The sequence below is a fragment of the Hylemonella sp. W303a genome (genome assembly GCF_046452315.1).
GTDB lineage: Bacteria > Pseudomonadota > Gammaproteobacteria > Burkholderiales > Burkholderiaceae_C > Hylemonella.
Genome location: NZ_JBKFDG010000011.1, coordinates 1 through 19,273 on the forward strand (window position 1 = coordinate 1; position 19,273 = coordinate 19,273).

Annotated in this window: 13 protein-coding genes; 7 read left to right on the forward strand and 6 right to left on the reverse strand. The window is 64.1% G+C overall.

From position 1 onward, the window contains the following. Window positions 1–94: 94 nt before the first annotated feature. Window positions 95–1,285: a glycosyltransferase family 92 protein gene (locus ACLBKS_RS15980; protein ID WP_410193800.1), complete on the forward strand. Its 1,191-nt coding sequence runs from the start codon at window positions 95–97 to the stop codon at window positions 1,283–1,285. Window positions 1,286–1,494: 209 nt separating this feature from the next. Here the strand turns inward: ACLBKS_RS15980 and ACLBKS_RS15985 are convergent, their stop codons facing one another. The 3 genes from ACLBKS_RS15985 to ACLBKS_RS15995 all read right to left on the reverse strand — a co-directional run bounded on the left by ACLBKS_RS15985 (window position 1,495) and on the right by ACLBKS_RS15995 (window position 5,849). Further along, complete coding sequence (locus ACLBKS_RS15985; protein WP_410193801.1) at window positions 1,495–1,941, reverse strand: hypothetical protein; 447 nt, start codon at window positions 1,939–1,941, stop codon at window positions 1,495–1,497. A 135-nt stretch (window positions 1,942–2,076) separates the two neighbouring features. Continuing rightward, window positions 2,077–5,010: a hypothetical protein gene (locus ACLBKS_RS15990; RefSeq protein WP_410193802.1), complete on the reverse strand. Its 2,934-nt coding sequence runs from the start codon at window positions 5,008–5,010 to the stop codon at window positions 2,077–2,079. Window positions 5,011–5,075: 65 nt separating this feature from the next. Further along, window positions 5,076–5,849: an IclR family transcriptional regulator C-terminal domain-containing protein gene (locus ACLBKS_RS15995; RefSeq protein ID WP_410193803.1), complete on the reverse strand. Its 774-nt coding sequence runs from the start codon at window positions 5,847–5,849 to the stop codon at window positions 5,076–5,078. Between the two features lie 242 nt (window positions 5,850–6,091). On the opposite strand from ACLBKS_RS15995, the gene pobA reads away from it, so the two are divergent. Together pobA and ACLBKS_RS16005 are read left to right on the forward strand one after the other, a co-directional pair. Further along, the gene (gene pobA, locus ACLBKS_RS16000; protein ID WP_410193804.1) at window positions 6,092–7,300 is read left to right on the forward strand and encodes a 4-hydroxybenzoate 3-monooxygenase; all 1,209 of its coding nucleotides are present in this window, start codon (window positions 6,092–6,094) and stop codon (window positions 7,298–7,300) included. Window positions 7,301–7,520: 220 nt separating this feature from the next. Beyond that, window positions 7,521–7,982, forward strand: coding sequence for an Lrp/AsnC family transcriptional regulator (locus ACLBKS_RS16005; RefSeq protein ID WP_410193830.1), 462 nt, complete (start codon window positions 7,521–7,523; stop codon window positions 7,980–7,982). An 87-nt stretch (window positions 7,983–8,069) separates the two neighbouring features. Here the strand turns inward: ACLBKS_RS16005 and ACLBKS_RS16010 are convergent, their stop codons facing one another. Both ACLBKS_RS16010 and ACLBKS_RS16015 read right to left on the reverse strand, forming a co-directional pair. Beyond that, window positions 8,070–10,514: a YgiQ family radical SAM protein gene (locus tag ACLBKS_RS16010; protein ID WP_410193805.1), complete on the reverse strand. Its 2,445-nt coding sequence runs from the start codon at window positions 10,512–10,514 to the stop codon at window positions 8,070–8,072. A 156-nt stretch (window positions 10,515–10,670) separates the two neighbouring features. Next, window positions 10,671–13,727 carry an EAL domain-containing protein gene (locus ACLBKS_RS16015; protein ID WP_410193806.1) on the reverse strand — a complete coding sequence of 1,019 codons (3,057 nt, stop codon included), beginning with the start codon at window positions 13,725–13,727 and terminating at the stop codon, window positions 10,671–10,673. 84 nt (window positions 13,728–13,811) lie between these two features. Between ACLBKS_RS16015 and ACLBKS_RS16020 the strand changes: the two genes are divergently transcribed. Genes ACLBKS_RS16020 through ACLBKS_RS16035 form a run of 4 tightly spaced genes read left to right on the forward strand, consistent with a single transcriptional unit; the run spans window position 13,812 to window position 18,770 of the window. Then, the gene (locus ACLBKS_RS16020; protein WP_410193807.1) at window positions 13,812–15,428 is read left to right on the forward strand and encodes an EAL domain-containing protein; all 1,617 of its coding nucleotides are present in this window, start codon (window positions 13,812–13,814) and stop codon (window positions 15,426–15,428) included. 4 nt (window positions 15,429–15,432) lie between these two features. After that, entirely contained in the window at window positions 15,433–16,071 is a 639-nt protein-coding gene (locus ACLBKS_RS16025; protein WP_410193808.1) for a chromate transporter, read from the forward strand. Then, window positions 16,068–16,691, forward strand: a complete 624-nt coding sequence (locus ACLBKS_RS16030; protein WP_410193809.1) for a chromate transporter — start codon at window positions 16,068–16,070, stop codon at window positions 16,689–16,691. Before ACLBKS_RS16025 ends, ACLBKS_RS16030 begins: the two co-directional genes overlap by 4 nt. A gap of 36 nt (window positions 16,692–16,727) precedes the next feature. Continuing rightward, entirely contained in the window at window positions 16,728–18,770 is a 2,043-nt protein-coding gene (locus ACLBKS_RS16035; RefSeq protein WP_410193810.1) for an AsmA family protein, read from the forward strand. A gap of 17 nt (window positions 18,771–18,787) precedes the next feature. Here ACLBKS_RS16035 and ACLBKS_RS16040 read toward each other — a convergent pair whose 3' ends face one another. Further along, window positions 18,788–19,240 carry a DUF2721 domain-containing protein gene (locus ACLBKS_RS16040; RefSeq protein ID WP_410193811.1) on the reverse strand — a complete coding sequence of 151 codons (453 nt, stop codon included), beginning with the start codon at window positions 19,238–19,240 and terminating at the stop codon, window positions 18,788–18,790. Between the last annotated feature and the right edge of the window lie 33 nt (window positions 19,241–19,273).

Consider the following 19,273-nt stretch of genomic DNA (forward strand, 5'->3'; position numbering starts at 1 on the left):
AATAACTGCTCAATTTCATGCTTGAGTCGATTATTTTAAAGATTCACTAAAAAAATAGGCTCAGCGCTTTGTTTAACGTCGCCAAAGAAATCTCATGGCTCTTCGCATCATTCCTGTCTCACCCATCGCATTGCCAGAAAGCTCGCCGGAGCTCAGAGTTCCACCATCGAAGGCAATTGAAGCAAGCCAGATGGACTACAAAACTCTTGCTCACGATGTCTTTTCAAGCAATGGGAAGACTGTGCTCTCAGGCCCGAGGCTGTTTGATCTCAAAGGTTTCTTGAAGGGAAAGTTCTATATTGATGGTATTGACGTATCTCGAAAAATTCGGGCTTCAGAGTATTCCCGGCATCATCGGATACACATACTGCACTCGGGGCGCGAGCTCTCCATATCTGCATTTGGTCACCAATGGAACTTACCGATCAACCCCGATTGCAATCAGATTTTCGCTGGCAAGCGAGTGGCATTTACTCTCTCAAAAAACAACTCGCTTACATGGATAAGAGACTGGATCATTTATTACGCAGTCAATCACGGCGTCGATGGCGTGCTCATTTATGACAACAACTCCGACGCATACACAATAAGTGAGATGACTACCGCACTTTCAGATATCAAAGGCGTAGAAATCGTAATCGTGCCTTGGAACTTTAAGTACGGCCACGCGCGTCGCGCTTCAGGCGGACTCATTACGCGTTTTGCATTCTGTCAGCGTGGCGCCTGGGAAAATGCCCACTTTCGCTTTCTGTCCAAAGCTGCCTGGGTGATAGACCCAGACATCGATGAATTGCTAGTGATGAAGGGGACTTCGATCGAAAAGGAATTAGCTTCGCATCGACGATCGATAGGGCTTTCTTTCGAAACTCGGAACGTGAAACCAATCACGTGGAGTTCTGATAGTCAAGAAAAATCTTTTCCCGACTATTTTCACTTTGAAAAAGGCGAGCGAAGAGGCAAGCCCAAATGGGTTCTTGTACCTGAACGCATCTCAAGAAAAAACAGTTGGCTCCGAGCGTTCTTACCAGAAGTAGTCTGGGAACACCATCGAATTCAAGGACTCAAGAAAATTCACAATAGCGAATCCTGCTATTTCGCTCATTTCACACATCTAACCACAGGCTGGAAACATTCTTCCCGGTTGATCAAACAAACTTACGATCCTCAAAAACACGTTTTTGATCAATCATTGATGGATCATCTTTTGAAGGCGTTCCCGGAGAAGATGAAAGCTGCCATCACTCAATTCCAGACAGCCGTTCAAATAGAACCAGTGCGAGACTAATCTTCTACAACGCACTCATGAATTAGTTGAGCAATTCGACTGCTACTCTGACTTTACTGCCAATATAAAACTGCTCTTCCCATTGATTGCCGTCGAGTTTGGGAGAAACCTCGTAAGCCGCACATTAAAGAACGGGTTTAGTTTTAATGCGCATACAGCCGAGAAGCTTCGGCGCCCAGCAGTTCTGGCCTGATCGGGAAAACAAGATATCAGTTTCGACCGAACATTTCGTTGAGCTTCTCCCGATCAATGTAGTTTTGAAATGCGCCCATGCTTACGGTAACCTGCACATCAGTCATCAGCTCTTGCATAGCCAATTGCCCCAGCGTCTGGAACGCCGACTGAATGGCAATTGGTCCTCCTTGTTTAAACGCTGCTTTTACTTGAGTCGAACACGACTCGGTCATTAGACGGGTCAATAGACCAGCCATCGCTTTGTCTGCCTCATCTTTGGCGTTGACAGCACCGGAAGCCAAATACTGTTTGATTTCGGGATGCACCCCCATGGCGAAGAATACCCAGCGAGCAAGGTCTTTTCTATCTTTTCCGCTTGTGTTGTCCGCCAGGCAATTCGGAAGCGAAATGTCCGATGTTGCTTGAGCATAAACCGGGAGAGCACCCGTCAAAAAAATAAGTGCTGCAATAGCGGGGAGCAAGGGTTGCCTAGTTCTCAAATGTCTTGCAATAAACATAATTCATGCGAAAAAAATAAGAGGACTGAATCCTACTACTCATCATCGAGTCAAGACTTTATCGGGTGTTCGCTTTCCATATCGTGGCTAAACCAACATTCAAAACGCCCGCCCCACCGTGAGATAGCCCTGCGTCTCCTGCCGCCCGTCTAGTCCCTGGGCAATCCCCAAGCGCAGCTGCAGCCCCAGGACATACAGCAGCTTAACCTCCCCCAGCAGCTCCACGCCCACACCACGCCAGTAGCGCGCAGGCGCGTCCTCGTCCCGACCCCAGGCACCACCCACGTCGTAGAACACGCTGGCGGAGAGGCGGTTGATGCCGACGGCGGGCACCATGAGGTGACGATCGATGTCGGCCAGGGGCGTGCGCCATTCGAGGCTGGCCACGCGCGCGTTGGCGCCTTGCAGCTCCGGTTCGTCACCACTGTAGCCGCGCAACGCGAGCGTGCGGTTGGCGAGTTGGACGCCGAGTTGCAGGTGCTCGTCCGTGGCGCCGCCGAGCTGAAAGACCTCGGTTCGCCCCTGGGCGCGGGCCTCGGTGTAACGCAGGCCCAGCACGCTGCGGCCTAGGGGCACAAAACCCCGCAGGTCGGCGCGCAGCACCGCGCCGTCATAGTCCTGGTCGCGAGGCAGATCATCACCGTCCTCGCCTTTGAAGGGCGAATAACTTTCGTAAAGCAGTCGGGCGTTCAAGCCCCGGTTCGCGCCCTCGCTGTACCAGTTGGCGTCCAGGCTGTCGTAGTCGATCACGGCGGCAGCGAGACGCGTGTCTTCGAGGCGGCGCGCGCTCTCGCTCTCCACGTCCACCCATTCGCTGCGCTGCAACGCGGCGCCCAAGCCCAGGCTGAAACGTCGCTCCAAGGTGGGCCAGCGGGCCATGCTCAGCCATTGGGCTTGGGTGTCGAGCTTGTAAGCCGTGGTTTCTTGGTCGTCGCTTTTGCCCGTCCAGGCGCGCGCTTCGATGCTGCGGCTGAACGACCAGTGATGCTGGCCTCGGTACAAATACTCAAGGCTACCCACGGCTTCGTTCTGCGTGGTTTCCGCGGCCAGCATGGCGGCGTATTGGTGCCAGCCCAGGGCGTCGGCGCCGCTGGTCTGCGCACCCACGGTGAAAAGACCATGGTCCGACATGAGGGCGGGCCACCACCAACGGGGGTACATCGAGCGCCAGGCGGCATACGAGCGGTCCACGCCCAGGGATTCACGGGCTGGGGTCGGGGGCGGAACTGGTGGGACGGGCCACGCTGGCGCCTCCTCCCGTGCCACCTGACGTGTTTGCAGCGGTGCGGTGGCAGCCATGCGGCGCAACTCATAGCCGCCCGGCACCACCGTCACCATCGCTAGGCTGCCATCGGCCGCGCGCCCTGATTGCGCCGCGACGCCGGTGTAAGCATGGCTGAGGCGGTGCAGGCCAGCATCATCGAGCTGCCAAACGTTGGGCACACCGTCTTCGCCCGCCTGGACCAGGGTCAGCCCCTGGCGATCAGTGGCAAGGCCATACAAGGGCCGGTCGCTGCGCAGGACGGTGCGGGGCGGAGCCTGCCGGTGCGCAAGGTCAAACTGCAGGATGCGCCAATCCGAAGCCTGGTGCGCCACGACGCTGACGCGCGTTGAATCGGCGGCCAGATCGATCAGCTCCACGCCCGCGGGCGGTTCGTAAAGCAACTGTTCGTTCCGCCCTTGCGCATCCAACCAGACCAAGCGTGTGACCCCTGCCTCCTGCTTGAGTGCCGCAATCCCCGTCCCGTGCCCTGCCCCGTGCCCTGCCGCGTGCCCTGCCGCGTCCCCAGCACTGGCAAACACAGCGCGGCGCAAACGCGCGCAATGCGTGAGTCGCTCCAAACGGCCATCACGCAGCACATGCAGGTCAAAACTCAGCGTCCAGGCATCGCACAAATCGGGTTGGGCGATCAGCACACGGCCATCCGGCGCAGCGGTCACGCGCGCCTGCGCGTTGACCTGGGCCAGTTCATCGCGCTGTCCATCCGCCGCGAAACGGACCAGCTGCGGCGGGCCCAGCCCATCGTCCAGCACGGCCAGCAGCGCGCCATCGGCCTGCATCGCCACCGAGGGAATGCGAAACAGCTGCGCGGTCAGGGGGGAACCCGTCGCCTCGGGTTGCCGCCGCAGGGGCTCGGAGCGTTCATCGACCTGGGCGCTCAGGTCCGCGAGAAACTCGTCCCACAACGGGTCCAAGGTCTTGCCAGTGACGGCCACGGGGTTGCTGTTCAGACGGGGCCAAAAAGGCGGATTGGCGCTGTAGCGCGTGACCCAGTACCGGGGCGCGTCGGCGCCATACCGCCGGGTCAGGAAATCGTAGAAATAGGCGCCGTACAGGTACTGCTTGGACAGCGGCAAAGCGCGTCCATTGGCATTGAGTTCTTGCAGTCGGATGAAACCCCGCTGGCGCTCGGCCCGCAACCAGGTTTCATAGGCCGGGGAACGCAGGCGTCCCTGCCCGGACCAAGGGCCATCGCCGTCGCCCTGCGCGCCGGGGGAGCCGGAGAGGCCGCTCTCCACCTGCACCGCCAGGCCCTCCAACACCCAAGACGGGTTGAACAGGTTGGGTATGAACAGGGGCATGTTGCCAAAGATCTGCTGGCCTGCAGCGGACAAGGCCCGCACCTGGTCCAGGTGCACGGCGTGGGTGAGTTCGTGCACCAGCAGCAAGTCCAGCCAGGCGCTGTTTTCCAGCAGCTCGCCTTCATCCGGCGGGGCCAGCATGACGCCGATCAGATTGAAAGGCAGCGGTGTGGAGTAACCATTGGCCAGGTCGGTCTCACTGATCACGACAATTTCGGTGCGCCCACGCAAACGCCATTGCAAGGCTTCGACCACACGGGGGTAGGCACGCTCGGCGGCGCGGGCCACGGCTTCAGCCTGTACGCGCTGCGCAGACCGGTAATGGACGCGGAAGTTCGCGCTGTCGGCCGTGCGCCATTCGACGCGAGGGTCGGGGCTTTGCGCCTGCACCAGCGATGCAAGGCAGGACCACAGCAAGACCAGGCCCACGTGGCCCAGCAGTTTCTTCATGACTCAAGCTCCCTTTGGCGAATCCGCGTGGCGAACCCCTGTGGCGAACCCCTTTGGCGAATGATTCACAGCATTGGACGCACCGCCGCAGCCGTTTCCCAAAGCAAGGGTAGCAAATCACGTTTCAGATCCTCGGCCGACAGGCGCGAGGTCTCGGCCACCACGTTGAGCGCCGCCACGGTGCGGCCTTGGTTGTCGCGCAGGGGCACGGCCAAGGCGTGCACGCCGAGTTCGTGCTCCTCGCTGCTGAGGCAGTAGTCCTGCTTGCGCACCGCCTCGATCAACACGCTCAAGGCGCGCGACTCGGTCAAGGTATGGGCGGTCAGACGGGCCAAGGGCCGGCCCTTGAGCCAAGCGGCGAACTCCGGCTTGGGCAAGGCTGCCAGCAGCACCTTGCCAGTGGACGTGGCGTGGGCTGGCAAGCGCGCACCCAGGTGCAGGCCATACGGCAGCACGGTGGATGGCGCGCCGGCGTGCACCGGGCTGCTGCGCGCCACGATGACGACCTCGTCACCACCCAGCACCACGGCCGAGAAAGACTCTCCGGTGCGCAAGGCCAGGCGCTCCAGCGGCGCCTGCAGCACGCGCGGCAGGCGGGACGAGGCCAGGTAACTGCCCGAGAACCGCAAGACCTTGCTGGACAACCAAAACCAGGAACCGTCACTCTCCAGGTAGCCCAGGTGGGCCAACGTGAGCAGGTGTCGGCGCGCGGCGGCGCGCGTGATGCCCGCGCGCTGCGCGGCCAGGGTGGCGTTGAGGCGCTGGCGCTCGGTGTCGAAACTCTCCAGCACGGCCAGTCCCTTGACCATGCCCTCGATCAAATCGGCTTTGGCGATCATTGGTACCTCCTCCATGCATTCCTTGCGCGATCATCGCGCAGTGGTGGCGATTGTCGCGCAAAGCTGACAGGCAGTACCCCCTCTTTTCGGTCGCGCACCGCTACGCTCCAACGGAAGCGAGGCTGTGGACTGGAAGCTCAGCGAAATAAAGGAGGAGCCAAGGCGCAAGCCTTGGCGGGGGACATTCGCGGAGCTTTCAGTCCACAGCCTCACACGATGAACTAACACAGCAGGAGCAACACATGACCACCCCCACCCGCACCCAAGTCGCCATCATCGGCGCCGGTCCGTCCGGCCTGCTGCTGGGCGCGCTGCTGAACAAGGCTGGCATCGACGCCGTCATCGTGGAACGCCAGAGTGGCGACTACGTGCTGGGCCGCATCCGGGCTGGCGTGCTGGAGCAGGTCACCACAGACCTGATGGACGAGATCGGCGTCGGCGCGCGCATGCACAAGGAAGGCCTGGTGCACGGTGGCTTCGACATGCTGTTCCAAGGGCGGCGCCACCGCATCGACATGAACAAGCTTACCGGCGGCCAGAACGTCATGGTCTATGGCCAGACCGAGGTGACGCGCGACCTGATGGACGCGCGCAAGCAGGCGGGCCTGACCACCATCTATGAAGCCGCGAACGTCGCGATTCATGATTTCGGCGCAGGCAAGCCCCGCGTGACTTTCGAGAAAGATGGCAAGACCCATGAGCTGCAATGCGACTTCATCGCGGGGTGCGACGGCTTTCACGGGGTCTGCCGTGAGACCGTCAAGAAAAGCAGCTTCGCGTCCACGATCCGCGAGTACGAGAAGGTCTACAACTTTGGTTGGCTGGGCGTGCTGTCGGACACGCCGCCCGTGCACCATGAGCTGATCTACGTGAACAGCGAACGCGGCTTCGCGCTGTGCTCGCAGCGCAGCACCACGCGCAGCCGTTATTACCTGCAGGTGCCCTTGACGGACAAGGTGGAGCAATGGAGCGACCAGGCCTTCTGGGACGAGCTGAAACTGCGCCTGGACCCGCAGGCGCGCGAGCACCTGGTCATCGGCCCCAGCATCGAGAAAAGCATCGCCCCGCTGCGCAGCTTCGTCACGGAGCCGCTGCGCTTTGGCCGCCTGTTCCTGGCCGGTGACGCGGGCCACATCGTGCCGCCCACGGGCGCCAAGGGCTTGAACCTGGCCGCCACCGATGTGAAGTACCTCAGCGCCGCGCTGATCGAGTTCTACCGGGACAAGAGCGAAGCGGGCATCGACCACTACTCGGAACGCTGCCTCAAGCGCATCTGGCGGGCCGAGCGTTTCTCGTGGTGGTTCACCACCTTGATGCACCGTTTCCCCGAGAACGGCGAGATCGGCCAGAAGTTGCAGGAGGCTGAGCTGGATTACATCGTCCACTCCGAAACGGGCGCGCGCTCCGTCGCGGAGAACTACGTCGGCTTGCCCTTGGATTTCGGCGCCTGAGTCTCCTCGGCCCCAGCCGTCCCGGCTGCATGGCCAGGCCGGGCTCTCACAAGGCGGCCCCACACCGGGGGGTATGCAGACTGGCCGCGACCGGCGTCAGGGTCTGGCCCGATGCTGGGTTTGATCTGCATCAAAAGGCAGCGCGGCAAGCCGCATCAGGGTGCTCTCTGGTACCCTGAGCCTAGGCAATCCATCCCATAATTTGCCGATGAGCAAGAAACTGGATGCCATCGACCGGCGGCTGCTGGCGCTGCTGCAAGAGAACGCGGAAACCCCGCTGGCCACCTTGGCGGAGGCCGTGAACCTCTCCACATCTCCCTGCTGGCGTCGCGTGCAGGCCTTGCGCGAGCGCGGCTACATCACGCGCCACGTCGCGCTGGCGGACCGAGGCAAGCTCAACCTGGGTGTCACGGTGTTTGTTTCGGTCAAGACCAGCCAGCACAACCCGGCGTGGTTTGAGCAGTTCCGCGAAGCCGTGCGCCAGATTCCAGAGGTGCTGGAGTTCTACCGCATGAGCGGTGACGTGGACTACCTGCTGCGCGTCGTGGTGCCGGACATCGCCGCCTACGATGCGGTGTACCAGCGCCTGATCCGCTCGGTGGCGCTGAGCGACGTGAGCAGCAGTTTCGCGATGGAAGAACTGAAGTTCACCACCGCCCTGCCCTTGGATTACGCGAGCTGAGCCGTCTGGGCTCGGCCGCAACGCCCCGCGCAGCAGTCAAGCCAGGGCACCACGCAGGCTGCGTGTCTTGTCCCGGTGTCTTGAGGCTCACCCGTTGCGCCGCCCCTTGCGAGCACTCCCGGTTTCGCGCGGTGGCAGGCCAGTGTGCTGGGTCAAGATACGTCCCTTGGGCGGCGTCGCCGTGGATCGAGACGCACTCGGGCCCATGCCTGTGCCGGTGCTGCCCCCCGTGACCCGCGCGGTGACTGTGGTCTTGCCCGGTGGCGTGCTGTTCTTGCGCCGCGCGCTCTGGTAGCCGCCGTCCGTCAGCGGCTGGAAGGTCGGTATCAGGTGCTGCTTGCCGTTGCCGATCAGGTCGGCCCGGCCCATGGCCTTGAGTGCTTCGCGAAGCAGAGGCCAGTTGTTCGGGTCGTGGTAACGCAGAAACGCCTTGTGCAGACGGCGGCGCTTTTCGCCGCGCACGATGTCCACTTTCTCGGTGCGCCCCTCCTCACCCACGTCGCGATGGATGCCCTTGAGGCTGTTCAGGCCCGTGTGGTACATGGTCGTGGCCGTGGCCATGGGACTGGGGTAGAAGGTCTGCACCTGGTCGGCGCGGAAGCCGTTCTTCTTGAGCCAGAGCGCGAGGTTCATCATGTCCTCGTCGCGCGTGCCCGGGTGCGCGGCGATGAAGTACGGAATGAGGTACTGCTTCTTGCCCGCCTCCTCGCTGTACTTCTCGAACATCTGCTTGAAGCGGTCGTAGCTGCCGATGCCCGGTTTCATCATCTTGGACAGCGGCCCCTGCTCCGTGTGCTCGGGCGCGATCTTGAGGTAGCCCCCCACGTGGTGCTGCACCAGCTCTTTCACGTACTCAGGGCTCTTGACTGCCAGGTCATAGCGCAGGCCAGAGCCGATCAGGATCTTCTTCACGCCCTTGAGCGCGCGGGCGCGACGGTAGATCTTGATCAGCGCCGAGTGGTCGGTGTTGAGGTTCTGGCAAATGCCCGGGTAGACGCAACTGGGCTTGCGACAGGCAGCTTCGATCTCGGGCGACTTGCAGCCGATGCGGTACATATTCGCCGTCGGCCCGCCCAAGTCACTGATAACGCCGGTGAAGCCCTTGACCTTGTCGCGGATGTCCTCGACCTCCTGGATGATCGATTCCTCGGAACGGCTCTGGATGATGCGCCCTTCGTGCTCGGTGATGCTGCAGAAGGTGCAGCCGCCGAAGCAGCCGCGCATGATGTTCACGCTGAAGCGGATCATCTCCCAAGCCGGGATCTTGGTCGCGCCGTCGTGGCTGCCGTTCTCATCCGCGTAGCTCGGGTGCGGACTGCGCGCGTAATGCAAGCCAAACACGTGGTCCATCTCGGCCGTGGTGAGCGGGATGGGCGGCGGGTTGATCCAGACATCCCGCGCGGTCGTTCCCTCGCCGTGGGCCTGCACCAAGGCACGCGCGTTGCCCGGATTGGTTTCCAGGTGCAGCACGCGGTTGGCGTGGGCATAAAGCACTGGGTCGGACTTGACCTGCTCGAAACTGGGCAAGCGGATGACGGTGCGCGCGCGCGGCAGGCGCTTGATGCTGCCGCGCCCGTGCAAGGCTGGATTGGCCATGAAGGTGATGGGCTGCACGGCGGGCATGACGGCGGTGGCCACGGCACCACCTTGGTCAGCGCCCTGGCCAGTGCCCCTGCCGCCGCCCTCCTCGCCGTCCGACTTGCTGCAGCTCTGACCCTGGGCCGCGGCCTGTTCGGCGGTGGTCATGTAGGGGTTGATGTGCTCTTCGACATGGCCGGGCGTGTCCACCTCGGTGGAGTCAATCTCGAACCACGGGTCATCGCCCGGCGGGCTTTCGCGCCGCACGAAGGCCGTGCCACGCACGTCAGTGATCTCGTGCACCGGCTCCTTGGCGGCGATGCGGTGCGCCACTTCAACCAAGGCGCGCTCGGCGTTGCCGTAGAGCAGCAAGTCGCACTTGCTGTCGACCACGATGCTGCGGCGCACCTTGTCGCTCCAGTAGTCGTAGTGCGCGATGCGGCGCAGGGAACCTTCGATGCCACCCAGCACGATGGGCACGTCCGGATAGGCCTCGCGGCAACGCTGGCTGTAGACGATGGCCGCGCGGTCGGGGCGCTTGCCGCCGACATCGCCGGGGGTGTAGGCGTCGTCGCTGCGGATCTTGCGGTCGGCCGTGTAGCGGTTGATCATGGAATCCATGTTGCCCGCGGTCACGCCCCAGAACAGATTGGGCTTGCCCAGCACCTTGAAGGGCTCGGCGCTTTGCCAATCCGGCTGGGCGATGATGCCGACACGGAACCCTTGGGCTTCCAGCACGCGCCCGACCACGGCCATGCCAAAGCTGGGGTGGTCCACGTAGGCGTCTCCCGTCACCAGGATCACGTCGCAGCTGTCCCAGCCCAGGCGCTCCATCTCGGCGCGGCTCATGGGCAGGAAGGGCGCCGTGCCAAAGCGTTTGGCCCAATAGGGCCGGTAGCTCGTCAAAGGCTTGGCGGCGCGAGGAAAGAAGGAAACGTCGGAATAGGCTTGCATGGCATCGAGGCAGCCCGCCCGTGTGGAGGCGGACCAAACCGCCGATTGTCCCGGATTTGCACAAACCATGTGCTCAAGCCCCTGCCCCAACCCGGCCAAAGCGGCCGGTCAACAAGCCCGGTTTCGCCGCGCGGGGACGTCAGCGCGCCGCTGATTTCACACCGGATCGGAGGCCGCTTGTGATTGAGACGCCCGGGCCAGTGCGGGATGGTCCGATCGCGGGCAGTCCAGGTGGTAGCCCTGAACCATGTCCACGCCCAGGGCGCGCACCATGTCCAGTGTTGGCTGGTCTTCCACGAATTCGGCCACCGTGCGCTTGCCCAGGGCCCGGGCCACATCCACGATGGCGCGCACGAAAATCTGGTTGTCGCCATCCTTGGGCAGGTCTCGGATGAACAGGCCGTCGATCTTGAGCAGGTCGACCTTGAGGTGCTTGAGGTAGGCAAAGGACGCGAAACCGGCGCCGAAGTCGTCCAGGCAAGTCTGGCAACCGGTCTGGCGCAAGGCCTCGATGAAACACTCCGCATCCTGTAGGTCGGACACCGCGGAAGTTTCCGTCAGCTCGACGAGCAAGCGCGAGGGCTGCACACCATGGATGCGCAGCATCTCGGCGATGTAGTTCGGAAAACTGTTCTGGTCAAAGGAGCGGCCGGAAATGTTGACGGCCAGCGGCGGCATGTCCGGATTCGCGGCCAACTGCTCGATGCTGGCACGGACCACCCAGCGGTCGATGTCCAGGATCTTGCCGCTCTTCTCGGCGTGGGTGATGAACTGCCCCGGCATGATGAGGTGGGACGGATCGTCCACGTCCACCATGCGGATCAACACCTCCAGGTGGGACACCGTGCCGTCGCATGCGTGGTAAACGCCTTGGTAATGCAAGCGGAACAGCCCCTGCTCCAGCGCCCGCGCGATGCGGTCGTTCCAGCCCAGGCGGGTGATCATCTTGCGCGAGCTGTCACGCCCCGGCTCGTACAGCCGCCACGCGTTCTTGCCGCTTTCCTTGGCTTGGTACATGGCCGCGTCGGCGTGCGCCACCAGTTCCTCCGCGCTCACCGAGCCATGGGGGTACAGCGCGATGCCCAGGCTGGACGTCAGGCGCAGGTTCTGTCCGTCGAGGCGGAAGGGAATCAAAGCGATGGCGCGCACGATGCGTTCGGCCAGTTGCTCGGCTTCTTCTTGGCGCGCGTCGGGCATCAGCACGGCGAATTCGTCACCACCCAGACGGCATAGCAGCTCGTTGCGCCGGGTGAGCGCGCCAACCTCCGAGGCCACCCGGATCAGCACGGCATCCCCGGCGCGATGACCGAAGGTGTCGTTGATGTGCTTGAACTCGTCCAGGTCAAAGAACAGCAGCGCGCCATGCCGGTGTCGCCGTTGTGATTCCTGGATGAAGCGCGCCAATTCGTCCTCGAAGCGGCGGCGATTGAACAGCCCCGTCAAGGCGTCGCGTTCGGCGAGGTACACCAGTTGCTCGGCCGTCTGCCGCTCACGCGTGACGTCCTCGTGGATCCAGAGCTGGCCGATGAAGCGGCCTTCGGCGTCCCGCACCGGGTAGGCGGTCTGCACGATCACGCGACCATCGGCCGTGGCGATTTCGTGGGTGGTCGTGGTTTCGTGGGTTCCCAGGACCTCGCGCAGATGACTGGAGAAATGCTCGGGTTGCACGATCTCCACGGCCGAGCCGACCAGCACGTCCCCCACGGACCGACCGACCAGGTTGGCCTGTTCGTCCATCCGCCAAATGCGCAGGAAGGTCCGATTGCAATACTGGACCTGTCGGTCGGCGTTCACGAAGATGATGCCCAAGTCCATCGCACCGAGCAGCGCCAGCAGACGGGCATGCTCTTCCTCGAGGCCGGTCAGGTACCGGCGGCGCGCGGCCTCACCCGCGCGCAACTCCAACACCATGCCATCGAACGCCCGGGCCAGGCGCCCCAGTTCGTCGGCGCCGTTGAGGGCGATGGGCGCGGGAACGCGGCCTTGCCCCAATTGATCCACCGCCACGGTCAAGCGCTGCAGGGGCTGGGTCACGATGCGGCGTATGAGCACGCGCATGAACGCGAGGGCGGGCAACAAGCCCAGAATTCCGATCAAAAAGACCAAGGCCGTGCCCCAGCGCAGCACTTGGTCCACCTGGGACTGTGGTAAGAGCTGCACCCAACGCCAGTCTGGCCCTTTGATGCGAGACCAAGCCACCCAGTAGGCTTCGTGGCCGTTGTCGCCACCCGTTGCACCGATGCGTCGAGCGCCGCCGGTGGCGCCACCCATGCCCTCCTCGGCCGCGATCAAGGCGTGCACCTCGGTCAGCAGCGGATCGCCCAGGCTGGCAATGGCGAGTTGCCCGTCGGCTTGCACGATGTGATTTTGCAGGTCCGGGTGGGCGATGAGCTGGCCGTCCGCGCTCAGGATCATCTGCAGGCCGCCCTCGGCGCTGCGCGCGCGCACGGCGTCGATCAAGGTCTGGATCACGATGTCGTGCCCCACGGTGCCGACCCAGGCGCCGCGCCAGTCCAAGGGTTGGATGACCGACACCATCCAGGCCTGGGCCTGCTCATCGAAATAGACCGGCGTCCAGAACAGCTTGCGCTGCGGATTGTTCTCTGGACGCGAGCCCGTCATCGTGGGGTAGTTGGCGTTGGTGGCATCGGCGTGGGCGGCGCCGCCCCAATCGCGCCCCCGGGCATAGACCATCAGGCCGTTCTCCACGAAATCCATGTAGGCGGAAAAGAACGGCGGGGCCAGCGCCGGACCTTGCTCACGCAGCAACTGATAGCTGACGACGGCGCGCAGACGCATCGAATCGCTCGGGCCGCGCGGGCCGGGATTGAGGTACAGCGTAGGCGCGCTTTCCGTGTCCAAGCGCTCTGGGCGCAAGCGCCAGACGCCATCCCAACCCGGGGCGAACAAGGCGTTGAAGCGTCGGCGAGCCTCGCCAGGATCTTGTTGCTCCAAGCGCAAGAGCAACTCCTCCTGCAGGCGCGACACGCTGTTCTGAGCCTGAAGGAAGACGGCAGCGCCAGCCTCCGCACGCAAATCGGCAGTCTGCCTTGCCAGGATGGGCGCCAAGCGCGACGCCGCCCAACTCATCGCGCCATACCCCAGCACCGCCAGCAGGAGCAGCAAGGCGACGATCAATCCGCCCATGGTCCAGGACAGCTGACGCGTGACGGAAACCCAGCGCGAAACGGGTCGAGGGGCGATGCGGAACATGGGTTTTCATTACAACATAGCGGGTCAGTTTCGCGGGCTCTCCCCGTCTTGGACGTTGCCGCCATGCATCACCGCGCGGGTAAGATGAACCACATTCCTGCCGCCGAACTTATGCGCAAATCGCTGATCCTTGCCTGCGTGCTGGGTTTCACCGCCTTGACGGCACCCATTGCCGCATCCTTGTACTGGGCCTCGCATGAGGCGCTGCGCGCGGAGCTGGACTACGCAGGCTCCCTGGCGGATGAAATGCTGCGTCGCTCCGCCGCCGCGCGCCAACAGATTTACCTCGCCCTGGACACCTTGCGCGGAGCCGCGCGAGCAGACTGCTCCGACGCCACGCTGGCCCTGATGCGCGAGCTGACCATGGGACTGAGTTACCTCAAGGACGTGGGCGCGGTGCGAGAGGGCCGCTTGGTCTGCTCCTCGATGGGTCAGTACAGAAACGGCATCGCCTTGGGACCGAGCGATGTGCAAGTCTCCAGTGGGGTTCAGGTCTGGCGCGACGTGGTGCTGCCTTACGCGCCGGGGCTGCACCTCAATGTCTTCGAGCGCGATGGCTGGATGGTCGCGGTGCACCCCGATTTCGTCTTTGATTTGGCCTTGCACGACCAGGAAACGACGGTGGCCGTCTTGATCGGGTCGCCGCCCCTGATTCTTCAGTCACGCGGCCCCATCGAGCCGCTCCAACTGATGAATGACCCAGCGCTGACCGCTGGCCACGCTGAGCTGCCGGACCACTTGCTGGTGCGGCGCCACTCGGCTCAGAACAACCTCACCGCGCTGGTGGCGATCTCGCGCGTGGGTCTGCGCGAGCGCATGCAGCGGCAGGCTTTGATCCTTCTGCCGCTGGGCGCGGTGGCGGGCCTTTTGCTGGTGGCCGCGGTGGCCTTGGCCACGCACCGCCGTCTGAGCCTGCCCGGTGAAATCCGCCTGGGCCTCAAACGACAGGAGTTTCACCTGCACTATCAGCCGGTGGTGGACTTGCGCACGGGTCGTTGCGTTGGCGCCGAGGCCCTGCTGCGCTGGCGCAGGCCCGAGGGCCTGCCCATGTCACCCGATCTGTTCATTCCCGCGGCCGAACGCAGCGGCATGATCCGCGCGATCACGGCCCACGTCATCGACAACGCATTGAAAGACCTGCCCGCGCTGCTGGCGATGCAATCCGATTTTCATCTCGGCATCAACTTTTCCGCTCAGGACCTTGAAGCCGATGGCTCGATCACCCAATTGCTGCGGGGCCTGCGCGCGATGAAAGCGCCCGCGGGTAGCCTGGTGGTGGAGATCACCGAGCGCAACGTCACCGATGCCAAGGCGGCGGCCAAGCAGATCGCCCGCCTGCACGACCACGGCGTGCCAGTGGCGGTGGACGACTTCGGTACTGGGCATTCGAGCCTGTCGGTCCTGGCGGGACTGGAACTCGACATCCTGAAGATCGACAAATCCTTCGTCGACGCGATCGACGCCCAAGCGGCGGCCAGCCTGGTGCTACCGCACATCATCGACATGGCCAAGACCTTGAGCCTGTCCATGATCGCCGAAGGGGTCGAAACCGAAACCCAAGCGGATTACCTGCGCGAGCGCGGCGTTCAGCTGGCCCAGGGCTGGCTCTATGGCAAGCCGATGCCGCTGGAAGATCTGCTGGAGTTGCTGCGCACCCAAGGCCGTGCCTGGGCGACCCGCGGCCGGAGCCTGCCCGCTTGACCCCATGACCGAACCCCAGAAGTCGGCGTCCGAGTCCAAGGACGCCGCCGCCCCATCGGCGCCACGCTCCTGCACGGACCTCTTTGTGTCTTTCACCGTGTTGGCCCTGCAGGGCTTTGGCGGGGTCGCCGCCGTCGCGCAGCGCGAACTCGTGGAGCGCAAGCGCTGGATGACCGACCGCCAGTTCGTCGAAGAATGGGCGGTGGCCCAGATCATGCCTGGCCCCAACATCGTCAATCTCGCGCTGATGCTCGGCGCGCGTCACTTCGGCCTGCGTGGCGCGCTGTCCGCGATGGCGGGCATGCTGAGCGCGCCCTTGCTGGTGCTGCTGGCTCTCGCTGGGTTGCACGCCCGCTACGCAAGCCACCCTGCAGTGGCCGGTGCACTGCATGGCATGGGCGCGGTGGCGGCCGGACTGGTCATGGGCACGGGCTTGAAACTGCTGGCCACGCTCAAACAGAATCCCCTGCATCCGGCCCAGTGCCTGCTCTTGGGCCTGTCCTGCTTTGTTGCCATCGCTTGGCTGAGGTGGCCCCTGGTGTGGGTGCTGTTGGGGCTGGGTGGCCTGGGCTGGGCACTGGCCTGGTCGCGCTTGAAACGCCTTGAACGGCACTCCGCCAATGGCACAGGGGCACGATCATGAGCGCTTTGGCTGCCCCCCTGCTCTCCCTGGGCTTGATGGACTGGCTGCAACTGGTGCTGCATTTCGCCATGCTTTCGCTGTTGGCCGTGGGCGGCGCGATCACGACCACGCCAGACATGCACCGCTTTCTGGTGACCGAGCAGCGCTGGCTGAGCGAAACACAGTTCAACGCGTCGATTGCGATTGCACAGGCGGCACCCGGCCCCAATGTGTTGTTCATTGCCTTGCTGGGCTGGAACGTCGGGCTCAACCAGGGCGCGGGAGGGAGCGCCATGGCGTGGGGATTGCTCGGCGCCCTGGCCTGCCTTGTCAGCGTGCTGTTGCCGAGCTCCACGCTGGTCTATCTGACCGCGCGCTGGAGCCATGCCCACCGTGAACAACGTGCCGTGCGTGCCTTCAAGCAGGGGCTTGCGCCCGTGGTGGTGGCCTTGCTGATCTCCACGGGCTGGATTCTTGCCAGCGCGCAGTCCGAGGCATTCCATGACCTGGCCTCGGCCGTGCGCGAGGCGGGTCCGTTCTGGCTGCTGACTTCAGCCACCGCCTTGCTGGTGTGGCGCACGCGGCTGCACCTGCTTTGGCTGCTGGGCGCAGGCGCACTCGTGGGCATGTGGCTGACCTGAGGCCGGCCCGCTGCCGCGCGCGGCGACAATCCAAAGATGACCGTGAACGACCAACCGCCCCCGCCCGCCGCCGCTTCCAGTCGCCGTTGGCCGCGCCTGCTGCGCAGGCTGCTCGGCTCCTTGCTGATGCTGGGCTTGGTCATCGTGCTCGTTCTGATGGCAGGCCTGGCCTGGATCGCGGCGCGCTTCGACGCTCAAGCTCAGGCGCGTCAAATTGCCGAGCACATCCATGGCCAAACCGGCTACCAACTCATGGCAGCCGCCCCCAAGCTCACTTTCGCCCCCCGCCTCGGCCTCGCATGGGGCCCGCTGTCGCTGCTGTCCGCAGGGGAAGCCATGAGCACGGGAACCCCCGCACGCTCCGTGGCCACGGCTCAAGGCATGCACATGACCCTGGACCCGCTCGCTCTGTTGCGCGGGACAGTCCAGGTTCGACGGCTGCGCATTGAGGGGCTGAACCTCTGGCCCGCTCCTGATCGACGGTACGCCCTGCCGACGCTGGAGTTGAACCTCGCCCCGCTCGCGGCAACGGGTCCGAATCCGACCCCGGGCGTGAACGGACTCACGGGGCCGGCGCCACGCAACACCACGCCCCCAACGCGACCAGCCACCTCCAGCGGCAACCATGCGATCGCCGACCCGCGCTTGGCTCCGCCGCTCACCCATGCGCTCGAGCTGCACGCCACCGTGCTGGATGCCGCCAGTTTGTCTCGGCCGCTGCAGTTGCAAGGACAAATCGGGCTGGAGGCGCCAGAAGCCGCGACGCACGGCACCCTGTCCCGCCCACCGCGCGCTTTCCACATGCTGCTGCAAGGCACATGGGACCAAACCACGTTCGTCCTTGACGCCAGCCGCACCGAGGCGTCGGCGATCCTGCGCTTTGACCTGAACCTGGGCACCTTGGACCTGGACCACTACCAGTCGCACCCTCTCGCGCAGCCCCTGCGGCCAACCGCTGCGGGACCCGACGGCAACTCCTCGACGACCGACCTGCCCGAAGCCTCGATGCCGCAGGCGGTGGGTGCCCCCTCGGCCGACCGCGCCGCGCTTGCGAACGCCAGCCCAGGCGCGCGCGCCCGGCCGCCCAGCGCCGTCCCTCTGCTGCGCTGGGTGCATGACCTTGGACTCGATGAGGTGGACTTGCAAGGCACGCTGCGCGTGGCCTCGCTGCGGTTCATGAACCTGCAACTCCAGCACCTGCGCCTGCAGGCGCAGGCGCAGGACCTCCCTTTGCAAGAGAGCCAAGGCCGCAAGCGACGCCGCATCGATCTGAATCCGCTGACCGCTTCCCTCTACGACGGGGGCGTGCACGGGGCCTTGCGCATTCATCTTGACGACGAGATGCCCGAGACACCCCGCGCCTCGCCCGCGACCCCCTTCATCTCGGCAAAGCTGGACCTGCGGGACGTGCGCATCGGGCCGCTGCTGCGCGACGGATGGGGCATCGACTGGCTGGAAGGCCGAGGCAATATGGCGCTCGACCTGCGCAGCGGCGGCACCACGCCCGGTGCCTACGCGCGCCACCTGAATGGCAGCGTGGGCTTGCAGCTGCAGGACGGTTCCGTGGGACTGAACATCGCCGAGGTGCTGCGCGCCGGTCTGGGCCAAGTCGGTTCAAGCAACCGTGCAGGTCGCGCCGCTGCGTCGCCACCGCCGACCCCGCCGCGTACCGAGGCGGCAAGGTCGCCCTGGCGCACCCAGTTCGAGCGCTTGCGCGTGAGTTTTCAGATTGAAGACGGCGTCGCGCGCAGCCAAGACCTGAACCTCCAGGCGCCGCCCTGGCGCGCCGCAGGCACTGGCACGGCCTGGCTGGCAGAGAGGCGACTGGACTACACCTTGCGGGTCACCCTGGCGCCAGCCGCCCTGCAATCCGGGGCGGACACGACGCTGCAGTCGCTGGACAGCCTGCGAGGAGTGACTGTGCCGGTGCAGTTGCGAGGACCCTATGAGGACCTTCAGTGGCGCATCGCCTACGCCGACATCGCGCCGACGCGGCAACTGCGACAACAGCTTCGCGGCTGGGCCCAGGACACCCTGGATGCCCTGCGCGGCCTGCTGCCCCCGGGCAAGAAAGACTGAGCAGCGGCGGCGCTGAATCAGTCGTCGCCGAGTTGGCGGAATTTCAGCACCCGGGCCGCCAACAAGGTCTCGGCAAAAAAGCAGCCCAGCGCGGCCATGAAGCACAGCACCCCCGCGAGGAAGCCATAGATGGCGTAGTGGTCGATCTTGAACTCCGTGGTCTCGCCCAGGAACAGCAGCACGATGGTCAGGCCGATCACGAAGGCGCACAGTGTCAGCAGGCCGATGGTGGTGTTGGCCAAGAGGCCGCGCCGCCGCAGCGCGGCCAATTCCATCACCCAGTGCTGGGCCAAGGCCGGTTCGGCGTTGATGCGCAATTTCTCATCGAGCGTGCGGCCGCGGTCAATGATGCGCGCCAGCCGGCCGGCGACCGCGCCGATCATGCCGGCCACGGCGGTGAGCAAAAACACCGGCGCCACGGCAAGTTGAATGCCGTGGGTGACAGTGGAGGTTTCGGTGAAGAGAGCCATGGCCGGATTATCCGACCTGCACGGCCAGTGATC